Annotated in this window: 7 protein-coding genes and 5 pseudogenes; 10 read left to right on the forward strand and 2 right to left on the reverse strand. The window is 63.6% G+C overall.

Features of this window, described 5'->3' with window-relative positions; all coding sequences use genetic code 11:
- Positions 1 to 24: 24 nt before the first annotated feature.
- The 5 genes and pseudogenes from ACFPN9_RS15825 to ACFPN9_RS15845 all read left to right on the forward strand — a co-directional run.
- Entirely contained in the window at positions 25 to 1,791 is a 1,767-nt protein-coding gene (locus tag ACFPN9_RS15825) for a type IV secretion system DNA-binding domain-containing protein (RefSeq protein WP_066721959.1), read from the forward strand.
- Between the two features lie 169 nt (positions 1,792 to 1,960).
- Positions 1,961 to 4,597 (forward strand): MobF family relaxase, encoded by a 2,637-nt coding sequence (gene mobF / locus ACFPN9_RS15830; RefSeq protein WP_377817242.1) that lies wholly within the window; start codon positions 1,961 to 1,963, stop codon positions 4,595 to 4,597.
- A 236-nt stretch (positions 4,598 to 4,833) separates the two neighbouring features.
- A complete protein-coding gene (locus ACFPN9_RS15835) occupies positions 4,834 to 5,151 on the forward strand; it encodes a hypothetical protein (RefSeq protein ID WP_066721957.1) in 318 nt (105 codons plus the stop codon).
- Positions 5,152 to 5,376: 225 nt separating this feature from the next.
- The gene (locus ACFPN9_RS15840) at positions 5,377 to 7,044 is read left to right on the forward strand and encodes a recombinase family protein (protein ID WP_377817243.1); all 1,668 of its coding nucleotides are present in this window, start codon (positions 5,377 to 5,379) and stop codon (positions 7,042 to 7,044) included.
- A gap of 244 nt (positions 7,045 to 7,288) precedes the next feature.
- Positions 7,289 to 7,552 (forward strand): annotated as a pseudogene (locus ACFPN9_RS15845) (transposase); the annotation flags it as partial.
- A 236-nt stretch (positions 7,553 to 7,788) separates the two neighbouring features.
- Here the strand turns inward: ACFPN9_RS15845 and ACFPN9_RS15850 are convergent.
- Positions 7,789 to 8,838 (reverse strand): IS110 family RNA-guided transposase, encoded by a 1,050-nt coding sequence (locus tag ACFPN9_RS15850; RefSeq protein ID WP_067989539.1) that lies wholly within the window; start codon positions 8,836 to 8,838, stop codon positions 7,789 to 7,791.
- Positions 8,839 to 8,913: 75 nt separating this feature from the next.
- Here ACFPN9_RS15850 and ACFPN9_RS15855 point away from each other — a divergent pair.
- Together ACFPN9_RS15855 and ACFPN9_RS15860 are read left to right on the forward strand one after the other, a co-directional pair.
- Positions 8,914 to 9,786: pseudogene (locus tag ACFPN9_RS15855) on the forward strand (IS3 family transposase); the annotation flags it as partial.
- Positions 9,787 to 9,818: 32 nt separating this feature from the next.
- Positions 9,819 to 10,055 (forward strand): annotated as a pseudogene (locus ACFPN9_RS15860) (transposase); the annotation flags it as partial.
- Between the two features lie 250 nt (positions 10,056 to 10,305).
- Here the strand turns inward: ACFPN9_RS15860 and ACFPN9_RS15865 are convergent.
- Entirely contained in the window at positions 10,306 to 11,337 is a 1,032-nt protein-coding gene (locus ACFPN9_RS15865) for an IS110 family RNA-guided transposase (protein ID WP_067989537.1), read from the reverse strand.
- Positions 11,338 to 11,407: 70 nt separating this feature from the next.
- Between ACFPN9_RS15865 and ACFPN9_RS15870 the strand changes: the two are divergent.
- The 3 genes and pseudogenes from ACFPN9_RS15870 to ACFPN9_RS15880 form a co-directional block, all read left to right on the forward strand.
- A pseudogene (locus tag ACFPN9_RS15870) lies at positions 11,408 to 11,842 on the forward strand (IS3 family transposase); the annotation flags it as partial.
- Between the two features lie 64 nt (positions 11,843 to 11,906).
- Entirely contained in the window at positions 11,907 to 12,932 is a 1,026-nt protein-coding gene (locus ACFPN9_RS15875; protein WP_377817244.1) for an IS110 family RNA-guided transposase, read from the forward strand.
- 244 nt (positions 12,933 to 13,176) lie between these two features.
- Positions 13,177 to 13,353, forward strand: a pseudogene (locus tag ACFPN9_RS15880) (DDE-type integrase/transposase/recombinase); the annotation flags it as partial.
- Positions 13,354 to 13,448: the final 95 nt, after the last annotated feature.

Raw genomic sequence — 13,448 nt, forward strand, 5'->3', positions numbered from 1 at the left:
CGTCCCGCCACAACGGAGACAGCAATGTCTACTGGCAACCCTTTCGTCGAAGTCCGCTCGTATGCTCCGGCCGTTCTCGGCGCGGTCTCGACGGCCGCGATCGTCCTCGCTATTGGATTGCTTCTGCTGTTCGAAATCCGCCCGCCGCAGGTTGTCGGAGCGCGCGGGACCGTCGATCTCGATCTGGCCAGCCTCGCCTGGATCGGCGCCGTGATGCTCACCAGCGATGGCTGCCTGCCTGTCGTGCCGCATTGGATCGGGCTCGAGTGCCAGCCTGGCGTGAGTTCCCGCCTGATCGGCGTGATCATGCAGTCGCATTCGGCGAAGTTTCAGCTGAGCATGCTCGCGGCAGCTGTTCTCTCGGCCGCTGCGATCGCCTTCGTGAGCATCGTTTCGGCCACGCCGAAGCGGGAGCAAACAAAGACCCTGAAGGGTAAGCGACCGGTTTTCGATGGCGACGCCCGCGCATCGTTGCGCAGCGCCATCGCCAAAACAGGCCGCGTGCTGAAGCGCGGCCTCTGGCTGGTGCCGCATGTGCAGCTGACGCCGACCGTTGAAGGTTACAACATCCTGGCGTTGGGCACGCAGGGCTCGGGCAAATCGTCGACGCTGCGCGCAGTGATCGAACAGCTCGTCCTCCGCGGCGACAAGACGCTCATTCACGACTTCAAGGGCGACATGACCGCCGGCCTTCCGTCCGACGATTTCATCCTGGTGGCCCCGCACGATGCCCGCTCCTGGGTCTACGACATCGCCGCAGACATCCGGAACCCTCAACACGCACGCGAGTTCGCAGCCCACGCGGTCCCGACATCGGCCGGCGAAACCATGTGGGGTGACGGCTCGCGAGCGGTCTGGGCCGATCTCGTGATCGCATTGGCGGCCAACACACAAGGCCGCTGGGGCTGGGTCGATCTCAGGGACGCGCTGCTCTCGCCCGGTGCCACCATCAAGGCTGTGCTCGAGCGTCGCGGCGCAGCGAGCGCGAGCCGGCTGATTTTCGGCAGCGACGACCCGGAGGAGAATCGCACGACCATGTCGGTTCTCATCACCTTGTGGATCGCGGCGCTGACCGTCGTCCATCCCCTCGCGGAAGCCTGGGCCGAAACGCCCGCGGATCGACGGTTCAGTCTGCGCCGCTGGCTCGATGGCGATGGTCATCTGCCGCGTGTGCTCGTTTTGCAGAAATCCAGCGAGTATCCGGAGCTGACACAACAGCTCAATGCGTTCCTGGTCGACCGCCTGGTCGGGCTCGCGCTGCGGCCGGGACGGGAACGGAATCCGGCGGCGAAACTGGCTCTTTGCCTCGACGAGCTTCCCGAATGCGGCCGGCTGCATCGGCTGCCGAACCTGCTGAATATCGGTCGCGAATTCGGCATCGTGACCGTGGCGGCGGTCCAGGACATCGCGCATCTCATCGAACTCTATGGCGAGAATCTGAGCCGAATTCTCGTCGCCCGGTTTCGGATCAAGTTGGTGCATCAGATCGACCCGGGCGATACCGCCGACCGCGTTACAGGCTGGCTGGGGGAACGGACGATCGAGTTCGACGGACCTGAGAGGTATGATCCGGCGGCGAAGCGGACCATTCGCGACACGGTTCGCGAAACCGCTCCTGTCCTCGCCGAAGATCGCTTCGACACCGAACTCGGCGTGCGAAAGGAGTACGGGCAGCCCATTGTTCGGGCGATGATCCTGGGCTTGGGCAATCCCGCGATTGTCGATATTCCGGCGACGGGTTGGCCCGATCGCCGCCCCGGCCATGAGCCGGCGCCCTGGCTCAACCCGTAGCCTCACCTCTTCGCAAATCGAGTTCGCGAGACGGACGATTTCGGATCGCCTCCTGTCGGATAGCGATCCGATACCATCAGAGCAGGTGGACGGCGCTACGCGAGTTAATCCCAAACTTTGAAGGCGCCCTGCCGGCTAATTCGAAGGCCTCCTGTCATTGGAGGCCGTCTTGGTCGCTACCTGGAATCCTGCTGCTGCCAGCTCCTATTACCTCCGCGGTGCAGAGTACTATCTCGGCACCGTCGAGCCGGCTGGCCGTTGGTATGCTCCCGCCGGCGATTTCGGGCTCGTGGACGGCGCCGAGGTCGAGCGCGCCGCATTCGAGCGTCTCTATGCTGGCCTCGGTGTCGATGGCAAAGCCCTGCTCAGGCAGGGCGGCAGGACAGACCGCGTTCCGGCTTTCGACATCACGTTCAGCGCACCGCGCTCCGTCGCCCTAGTCTGGGCCTTCGCCGGGCCGGAACTCAAGACCGCCATCGAAGCCGCGCAGGAACGCGCAGCCCGCTCTGCTCTTCGCGTCGTCGAACGCGAGGCAATTTGGGCCCGGCGCGGAAAGGGCGGCCTGACGCTCGAGCCGGTCGCGCTCTCAGCGGGGCTTTTCCAGCATGGCGAAAGCCGCCCGGCTGAACATAAAGACGGACGCATTTTCGGCGATCCGAACCTGCACACTCACGCGGTCGTCCTCAACCTCGCCACTCGCGCGGATGGCTCCGTTGGAGCCATCCATTCCAAGATCCTGCGCGACTGGAAGATGGCCGCCGGCGCGCAGTATCACGCTGCGCTCGCGCATGAGGTCGAAGCCCTCGGCTTCGTGCTCGATCGTCTCGATTACAATGGCGTTTTCGAGATCGCCGGTGTCGAAGACGCGCTGATCCGGTATTTCAGCGCACGGCGAAGGGAGATCGAAGACGAGCTCGCCGAGCACCAGACGACCAGCCGCTCGGCTGCGGCGCTCGCCTCCGCGATCACCCGGGCGACGCGCGAGGCGAAGAGCGAAACCGGCCCCCGCTCACGCGAAGATATCTGGGCCGAGGCCGCTGCCGCGCAAGGCGTCGTCGTCGAGACCTTCGCGGAGAACCTTCGCCGGCAGGGCCGCCAGCCCGAATTGGAGCGCGGCGAGCGACTGCTGGCCGAGCGGCTGGTCGCTCTGCCACGCGAACTCACCGAAACCCGCAGCGTCTTCGAACGGCGCGACCTGTTCCGGGCGGTCTCAGCCGCACTTGTCGGCACCGGTCTTCCGGCTGAACGCGCAAGCGGTGAAGTCGAGCGCCTGTTGCAGGATGGAGCGGTCGTCGAGATCGGCCGCGATTCGATCGGGCTTCCCCGCCACTCGACTGCCGAAATGGTCGCGATCGAGCGTCAGGTCGTCGAGATCGCGCGCGACCTCGCCTCGGATACGCGCAAGGGCGTCGACCAGACCGCGTTGATCGTACGATGCAAGGAGGCCGGTCTCAGTCTCGAGCAGCAGGATGCTGCCTTAGCCGCGGCCGGCTCCCAGGCCGTCGCGATCATCGAGGGCGCGCCGGGTAGCGGCAAGACCACGACCCTCGCTCCGATCGTCAGCGCCTATCGGGGAGCAGGCTATCGGGTTCTCGGCGCGGCCTCGGCTTGGCGCATCGCCCGGATGCTGCAGAACGATCTCGGCATCGAGGCGCGCGCGACCGCGAGCTGGATCGAAAAGGTCAAGCGAGGACACAAGATCCTCGATCAGAACACCGTCCTCATCGTCGACGAGGCGGGCCTGCTCTCGTCGCGCGACATGCATGCGATCCTGTCCGAGGTGCAGCAGGCGCAGGCCAAGCTGATCCTCGTCGGCGACCGCGGCCAGCTCCAGGCGATCGGAGCCGGACCGGGTCTAGACCTCGTCAGCCGCTCCGTCGCGGCCGCACGCGTCGAGACGATCGTGCGTCAGCATGACGCCTGGGCCCGAGACGCCGTGCGCGATTTCGGCGCCGGCGAGGCCGGTCGCGCGCTCGACGCCTTCGCCGAGCGGGGATTGCTCGTCGAGGTGCGGGGCGCCCGGGCAGCGATCACGGCGATCGTCGATCGCTGGGAAGCAGGCCAGGATGCAGATCCGACCGCCTCCACCTTGCTTCTGGCCAGGACCAACGCGCAGGTCGGGGCGATCTCGCGCGAGGTTCGCAGCCGGCTCAAGGACAGGGGACTGATCCGCGGCCTCGAGATCGAGATCGCGGGGGTCACCCCGTCCGGCCATGCGAGCCAGATCATGCTGGCGGCGGGTGATCACATCCGCTTCCTCGTTCGCAACGACGAACTCGGCGTCGTCAACGGTTCGACCGGGACCGTCACCAAGGTGATGGAGCAACCCGAACGGGATGCGCCGGATGGGCGCAGGGTTCGGATCGAAGCTGTCACGGGTGGGCGTCTCGTCACGTTCGACCCCGCCGCGTTCGCCGACGAGACGGGCCGCGTCCGTCTCGGCTGGGGCTATGCGAGCTCGATCTACGGCAGTCAGGGCTTGACCGTCGACCGCACCCTGGTTCTCGCCGATCCCGCGCTCGATCGCCACGACATCTATGTAGCCGCGAGCCGGGCGCGCATCGAGACGATGCTCGTCGTCGATACCGCGGCGATCGATCGTCATCTGCTCGCCGACCGCCCTCTCGACCGGCAGACATCGGATGCAGGGCCAACGGCGCTGGAACGCCGCGCGTGGCTCGCCGGGCGCCTGTCGCGGTCAAACGTCAAGCTTTCGACCGTCGCGGTGATCGAAACTGATCGCGAACAGACGAAAAGCCGGACCCCGACCGCCTCACGACGCCGCGAGCTCGACCATGAGCTCTGAGCGTGAGAGAGGGCCAGCCGCCTGCGTCGGCTCGCCAGAACGCGGCGGTAACCCGACCGTCGTCGGTGACTGGCCCGAACCGGTCCCGGTCACGCCGGCCGAGCTCGACGTGATCGAGACCTGGCTCGGTCGCCTTCTCGACGAAATCCTGACCCCGCCGGGCAAGCAGGACCGTGGAGAGCCTCCCCCGAAACCAGCCCGGCCCGTGCCGCCGACCCGATCAGAAGGAACTCGACATGAATGAACAGCAGCATCTGCAGGAGCTCGTGGACATGGCCAACGCGAACCAGGGCCTTATCCTTCGGAGCGAGAACCAAACGAGCGCCTTGGCCGAGATCATTTGCGCGAGCGATATCGTCTGGGGAATCTGGCAGGATGAGAGCTGCCCGCACGGCGTCGACAGCATGATCATCAAGGGCCGGGGTCGGCTGATGCTGATCCAGCAGGCCCCGCGTGCCGTGACCGTCAAGATGACGGCCGTGCTCTGCAGGGAACTGGCCGAGGCCGAGGCCATGCGTCAGATCTTCGGCGACGGACGCGCCGTACCTGGATAGCCCGCGCCTGCGGCGACACCTGCGCTAGCCATCGTCTACAGGCTCGATAACCTCGGCCGCCAACATGATGCGGGGCTGAGAGATAGCGAGCGCCGGTTTGCCCCAGTTGTCGCTGGCGCGAGATCAATCCGAGCGAGAATATCGTTCGCCGCATCGCTCTAAATATTTGATCTATCGAAAGAATTATGCTTTAATACAGAAATAGATCTGCGCGGGAAAGCAAAGATGAACAAGTATCTCCACAAGTCGAATTTTGAGCCGACGATATCGGACGGCTCCGTTCGAGCGTGTGGATACTTTCGTGTGTCGACCGGACGACAGGCCGAGTCTGATCTGTCGATCCCCGACCAACGCAAACAGATTCTCGCCTTCTGTGCTGGCAAGGGCTGGAATCTCGTCGCCGAATATGTCGAGCCCGGCGCCTCGGCGACCGACGATGCCCGGCCGGAATTCCAGAAGATGATCGAGCGTGCCACCGATGACGATCGGCCGTTTGACATCGTCCTGGTGCATTCGTTCAGCCGCTTCTTCCGCGATGCGTTCGGCCTGGAGATGTATATCCGCAAGCTCGCAAAGGCGGGCGTGCGGCTCGTCTCCATCACACAGGAACTGGGCGACGACCCCGCCCAGGTGATGATGCGCCAGGTGATCGCGCTGTTCGACGAATATCAGAGCCGGGAGAACGCTAAGCACGTTTTACGTGCAATGAAGGAGAATGCACGTCAGGGTTTCTATAACGGCTCGCCGGTGCCGCTCGGCTACACCACCGCCGAAGTCGAGAAGCGTGGTAACCGGGCCAAGAAGAAGCTCGTCGAAGATCCGGTCGAAGCGGAGACCGTGCGGCTGATCTTCAAGCTCTACCGGTCGGGTGACGGGACGAGCGGACCGCTCGGCGTCAAGCAGTTGACCTGCTGGCTGAACGAGCGCGGTTATCGCACCCGCAAAGGGGCCCGCTTCGGCGTCGCGACCGTGCATGGCATCCTGACCAACACCGTCTATATCGGCCAGTGGGTTTTCAACAAGCGCGATTCCAAAACCCTGGCCGAGAAGCCGGCGAGCGAGCACATCGTCGTCGAGGTGCCGGCCATTATTCCGCGCGACGAATTCGACGCGGTGCAGGCGCGGATGAAGGTCAACGCCCCGATGACCACGCCGCCGCGCGTGGTCACCGGCCCGATCCTGTTGACCGGCCTTGCGACCTGCGCGACCTGCTCGGGCGCGATGACCCTACGGACCGGCACCTCGAAATCAGGGCAGGTCCACCGCTACTACTCATGCTCGGTCCACGGCCGGATGGGCAAGACGGCCTGCAAGGGACGAGCGATCCGGATGGACAGGCTCGACACGCTCGTCACCGATCATCTTGTTGACCACCTGTTCCAGCCGGACCGGCTCACGGTCATGCTCGCCGGCCTGGCGGCGGGGCGTGCCGAGCGCGCGCTGGAGGTCGACACCCGGATCACGACCCTCCAGACCGAGGCGGCCCAGGCCGAGGACAGGTTGAAGCGCCTCTACAAGATGGTCGAGGATGGCGTGACCGATCTCGACGACCTCCTGAAGGAGCGGATCGCCACCCTCAAGCTGGAGCGTGACCGCGCCATGGCCGCGCTGGAACGAATCAGGGCGCAAGCCGCCCCGCCGACCACCCTGGAGCCGGAAGCCATCGAGCGGTTCGGACGCCTCATGCGCGAAAGCGTCACCTCCGGCGACGTTCCGTTCCGCAAGGCCTACATCCAGTCGGTCGTCGATCGCGTCGAAGTCGATGACGATCTCGTCCGCATCATCGGGGATAAAACCACCTTGGAACAGGCTATCGCGGGCAATGCCGCTCGCAATCTGGGTGTTCGCAGTTTTGAACGGAAGTGGCGCGCCCGAAAGGATTCGAACCTCTGACCCTCAGATTCGTAGTCTGGATCAGAATTTAGCAATTTCAGCTACTTAATTGAGATGCGGCTGTAAAATTCAGATGCCAACGTCATAGGCAAATGCTGTGCTTTCCAACCAAGCGCGATGACTCGAACGGCCGCGTCAACTGGCGGGATAATGGGTTTTGTCCAGGAGAGTTTAGCGAGTTTGACCTGCCACTGAGTTTTTCCTCCACGCGGAGTTAGAGTCCGGCCCTGACGAGGACGGACAGATGAAGCGAGCCAGGTTCACCGAGGAGCAGATCATCGCGGTGCTGCGCGAGCATGAGGCGGGGGCGAAGACCGCCGATCTGGCGCGCAAGCATGGCATCTCGGAAGCAACGCTGTACAACTGGAAGGCCCGCTATGGCGGGATGGATGTTTCCGAGGCCAAGCGCCTGAAGCAACTCGAGGACGAGAACACCAAGCTCAAGAAGCTGCTGGCTGAGCAGATGTTGGATGCAGCCGCACTCCGCGAGCTTCTCGCAAAAAATGTATGGTCCGCCCCGGCGTTGCAAGGGATTTGGACGTCTGTCGGGCGCAGTTTGCGTAAATGTATCCGGCCTCTCGCGAGTGAGCCGCTGTTGCGGCCAGGCCATGATGAGATGCGCGCCGGTTGTTCCCAATAAATCGTACGGGCCATGACGCCCGTTTTTTTGACAGGGCTTACAACCAGCGGATCGACTGTTCCGACATCACTCCTTGACCCCGCAACCTGGTGAGAACGCGCCGATCAGGCCTTGGTCGGTTCGACACGTTCGTAAAGATTGCCCGGCCGCGTGAGCACGGCCCACGCCATCCGGGCGATTTTGTTGGCGAATGCGACAACCACCTTGTTGCGGTGCATCCGCTGTTCGAGCTGGCCGATCCACTCGCCCATCCGGTCGCGCTCTCGGTTGAGATGAGCGATGCACGAGCGTGCACCGTGGATAATCAGGCGCCGCAGATAGGGGTTGCCGCGCTTGCTAATCCCCAACAGCGTTGTCTTGCCGCCGGTGGAGTTCTGGCGAGGAACGAGGCCGAGCCACGCGGCAAGATCCCTGGCCTTGCGGAATTGGCGGCCATCGCCGATCGCCGCGAGTAATGCCGTCGCTCCAAGCGGTCCGATCCCCGGGATCGACATCAGGCGCCGTGCGGCATCGACCCGATCGGCAATCGCCTCGACCTGCTTGCTGACGGCGGCGAGCCGCGCATCGACAACGACGAACTCGTCCCAGAGCTCTCGCAGGAGCGTTCGCATCATGGGCGTGAGATCGTTGTCCTCGTCGGTCAGGATGCGAGCCATGTCGAGTTTGAAGACGCCCGCGCCTGGCCGCATCGCGATGCCGTATTCCAGACAGAAGGCGCGCATCTGGCAAATGAGCTGTATCCTGTTCGCGGAAATCCGGTCTCGAATCCGATGCAGTGCCTGCAAATCGATCTGGGCTTCCTGCCTGATCTCGACAAAGCGCATTGTCGGACGAACTACCGCTTCAGCGATCGCCTCCGCGTCCCGCGCGTCGTTTTTGTTCGACTTGACGAAGGGCTTCACGAACTGGGCTGGAATGATCCGGACCGTGTGGCCCATCGCTGCCAGTTTACGTGCCAGCCATTGGGCGCCCGGACAGGCCTCCATCCCGATCAAACCCCGCGGCACCTGCTCAAAGAACGGCAAAATGGTGGAACGGGTCAGCTTCGCCCGGCGCAGCGGCTTGCCGGATTTATCGGCTGCCATGACGTCGAAGCGGGTCTTGCCGAGATCGACGCCGAAGACGGCGGCATCGGCGAATGGGCTTCTGGACATATCGGCTCTCCTTCCGCAGGGAATACGACCAACTGCATCATTGCAGCCGGAGAGCCGGGGCGGGCCATCTCATTAATGGTAGGGCCCGCCGCCAAGCGCGAGGCAGTCGCGCATCTGCGGGCCGTGATGGGCCTGTCGGAACGGCGGGCCTGCAGCATCGTCAGCGCTGACCGGAAGATGGTCCGCTACAAGTCGTGCCGGCCGCCGGACTTGGCCCTACGAATGCAGCTGCGGGAGCTCGCCAATGAGCGGAGGCGCTTTGGCTACCGTCGGCTGTTTGTTCTGCTGCGCCGCGACGGCGAGCCCTCTGGGATCAACCGCATCTACCGGCTCTACCGCGAGGAAGGCCTGACAGTGCGCAAGCGGCGCGCGAGACGCCGCGCAGTCGGAACAAGGGCACCGATCCTCGTCGAAGCGAAGGCCAACGCACGCTGGTCGCTGGACTTCGTCCATGATCAGTTCGCTTGCGGCCGGCGCTTCCGCATCCTCAACGTCGTCGACGACGTCACACGGGAATGCCTTGCGGCCATTCCCGACACCTCGATCTCGGGGCGACGCGTGGCACGCGAGCTGACGGTGTTGATCGAGCGTCGGGGCAAGCCGGGCATGATCGTCTCCGATCATGGAACCGAGTTCACTTCGAACGCCATGCTTGCGTGGGCGCAGGAGAACCGGGTCACCTGGCACTTCATCGCACCCGGCAAGCCCATGCAAAACGGCTTTTGCGAAAGCTTCAACGGCCGCATGCGTGACGAACTGCTCAATGAGAGCCTGTTCTTCGGCCTCGATCATGCAAGGATCAGGATCTCCGCCTGGGCCGACGACTACAACCTCCGGCGCCCCCACTCGGCGCTCGGATACATCCCGCCGGCGGCCTATGCCGCCAAGCTCTCCACCGCTGCGCAATTCCGCGCAAAACCCGCCGAGGCTCTAATCGCCGCTGGATGACAGATCAGGGGCAGGTCAGCAAGGAGGCCATGATGGGGCCCGGACATTTCACGGACGATTTCAAGCGTGATGCGGTCGCGCAGATCACGGAGCGGGGCTATCCTGTTGCAGAGGTGTCCAAGCGGATCGGCGTTAGCCAGCACTCGCTTTATGCCTGGAAGCGGAAGTTCTCGAAGCCATTGGCCCCCGCTGATGTTGACCAGGCTGCGGAGATCCGCCGTCTGAAGGCAGAACTGGTGCGGGTCACCGAGGAGCGCGACATCCTAAAAAACGTATGGCTCGCCCCGCCTGCAAGGGATTTCTTTCCGGCTTTTCAGTCTGCGCCAACGTATCCGGTCTCGAGGGCGTGCCTCGGCCAAGATGGAGCTTTCGCGCGTACCGATCCTCATAAAGCCGTCGGCGTCTGGCGCCATTTTTTTAATCAGGATCGCGGCACGCCGTTCGACTGTCAGGCCATCTTTCCAGTCCACTCACAGACAACGCTGGCCTGAAGGACGCTCCCCTTCGGCCAAGCTCTGATCATCCAGCTGGCGCCATCACCTCCACCTGGAAGGGACGCCCGCTTCTCAAAACGGCCCAGATGATCCTGGCCATCTTCGCCGCAAGCGCGACCACGGCGGTGTTGATATGCGTTCGCGCGAGCAATCCGCGCAGCCATTCGCCGAGCAACGTCCGCCCCTTTGCCAGGGACGGCAAGGCCGCTCGCGCGCCGTGGATCAGTATCCTGCGAAGGTAGCCGTTGCCGCGTTTGCTGATCCCCAGAAGCTTAGGTTTGCCGCCGGTCGTCATCTGGCGAGGTACCAGGCCGAGCCAGGAGGCAAGATCCCGGCCCCGGCCAAACGTCTCTGCCCGTCCCACCGAGGCGACGAAGGCGGTCGCATTCAATGGGCCGACCCCTGGGATCGTCGAAAGGAGCTGCGTTGCGGCATCTTCACGTGCAATCGCAACGAACTCGGCATCGAATGCGCCGATCCGCTCGTCAAGGGCGCGCCATTGGGCTCGCATGTCCTCGACCAGCAGTCTGACCCGACGGCTGATTGCCACCTCGCCAGCAAGGAGCTGATCCAGTCGAAGTTCGAGCTTGCGCCGCCCCTTCGCCATCACGATCCCACGTTCGAGAAGGATCGCTCGCAACTGATTGATCAGCGTCGTGCGCTCGCCGACGAGCCGATCCCGCGCTCGATGCAGGCTCTGCATGTCGAGCTGCTCGTCGCTCTTCAGCTCAACAAAGCGCATCGTCGGGCGGGTGGCTGCTTCCGCGATCGCCTCGGCGTCCCGATCGTCATTCTTCTGGGCCTTCACATACGGACGAACATACTCTGGCGACATCAGTCGCACATCGTGACCCTGCCCGCGAAGCAGGCGGCCAAGATGATGGGCGCCGCAGCAGGCTTCCATCGCCATGACGCAGCTCGCCATTCCTGACGCCAGCTTCACGATACTGTCGCGCCGCATCCGCCGACGCAGCAGCACCTTCCCCGCGCCGTCGAAACCCACCACGCTGCAAACGTCCTTGCCAAGATCGATTCCCAGAACCTTGATCTCATTCATCGGCTCACCTCCGTGCCATGTTCGGCCGACGCAATCTTGCGCCGAGGGAAAGGGGCGAGCCATTCCATAAAGCCACCGCGTATTTCGCCAAGGATGCAAAGTGAGATACGCGTTTGTGGCAGAGCATCGCCACCAGTTCCCGGTGCGGGCGATGTGTCGCTACCTGCGCATCCAGCCCAGCGGTTTCTATGCCTGGCTGAAGAATCCGTTGAGCCGGAGAGCTCGGGAGGATGCGCGCCAGATCGAGCTTCTCGATAAGGCCTGGAAGGAAAGCGGCCGGGTCTACGGCTACCGCAAGCTGCATGACGACCTGCTCGATCAGGGCGAAACCAGTTGCGCCAACCGGGTCGCCCGCCTCGCCAGGCTGGCCGGGATCAAGGCTCAGATCGGCTATCGACGCCGGCCGGGATCTCATGGCGGCAAGCCGTCGGTCGTGGTCGATAACACCCTCGCCCGACAGTTCGATGTCGAGGCGCAGGACACAGCGTGGGTGACGGACATCACTCGGCGTAATTGATCGCTCCCCCTTTCCGACGCCATGCTGAGGCTGCCGAAGCGAGGAGAGCATGATGGAACGCTACTTTGCAGGACTGGACGTTTCGAAGGACGAGACGGCGATCTGTATCCGGGATCACGACGGCAGATCGGTTTTGACAACCAAGAAGGCGACGGACGCCGATGCGATCACCGACGCGTTGTCGGCCAGCGGGTTGCCAATTGTCACGGTCGTGATGGAGACTGGCCGCATGGCGAACTGGCTCTATCATGAGCTCGCCGGTCGCGGTGTGCCGATCGTGTGCGTTGATGCGCGCCAGGCACATGCGGTGCTCAGCCAGATGCACAACAAGACCGACGCCAACGATGCCGCGATGCTGGCCGACCTTGCCCGTACCGGCTTTTATCGCAAGGTCATCGTAAAGAGCCAGGACGCTCAGGAGCGCCGCGCACTGCTCCGGGCTCGGGAGGTTGCGATCAAGACCCGGATGAACGTCGAGAATACGATCAGGGGGCTGCTGGCCAGCTTCGGCGTGGTGTTTCCGAGACATCTTCGCACCTTCGAACAGCGCACGGCCGACGCCGTGGCGCGCGCGCCGATGCTGACGGACATCATCCTGCCGTTGCTCCGGATCCGTACCGAGGCACTGCGTCAGGTCGCCCAACTGTCAAAAGCCATGCTGAGACATGCGCGCGAGGACGAGGCCTGCCGACGCCTCATGAGTATCCCAGGGGTGGGAGCGGTCAGCGCTGTGACGTTCGTCGCGACCATCGACAATCCCGCGCGGTTTCGTCGCTCCCGCTCGGTGGGCGCCTATGCTGGACTGACATCGCGCCGCTTCCAGTCCGGCGAAATGGATTATGGTGGCCGCATCTCACGACGTGGCGACCAGATGTTGCGCACCGTACTGTACGAGGCCGCCAACAGCCTGCTATGCCGCGCGAAGGCGGTCAGCGGGCAGGGACTGAAGGACTGGGCGACGGCGTTGAAAAAGCGCACCAGCCATAAGAAAGCGGTCGTTGCCTTGGCGCGAAAACTCGCCGTGATCATGCATGCCATCTGGCGCGACGGTACCACCTTCAAGCTGCAGGAGGCCTGATCCGAAACAACACAGGCGCCCTGAACCGCGCCTGCCATTGTTGCCGTGTCGGTTGAGGCGGCAGGCAGTCGACTGATCCCGTGCGATCTACGTGCGAGCACCTTGTGCATCGCGAATATCACCTTCGGGACGTCGAAGCCTTGGATGCCGAGATGAAGCGCTCGCCAGAGACGACTTCGAAAAGAACCTTGCAGTCGACCGATCACAGCTACAATATCACCAAGCGCAGGCGATCAATTAAAGAACCTACATCAGGACCCAGGAAGGCTTTGCCTATCTGGCCGTGGTGATCGACCTGTTCTCCCGCCGTGTCATTGGTTGGTCACTGCAGAGCCGGCAGGTCACCGACGTCGTGCTGCAGGCGTTGCTTATGGCGGTATGGCGACGGAAGCCGAAGACCAAGGTCCTGGTTCACTCGGACAGTAAATAGATCGAGGCCAGTTCCCGGGCGGCCTGTCTCAAACACAGATCGACCGTTTGGTAGGCTGGCGCCGTGAGGTGCCCGGTGCGGTCTGA

This window comes from Allobosea massiliensis (assembly GCF_042655245.1).
Classification (GTDB): domain Bacteria; phylum Pseudomonadota; class Alphaproteobacteria; order Rhizobiales; family Beijerinckiaceae; genus Allobosea; species Allobosea massiliensis.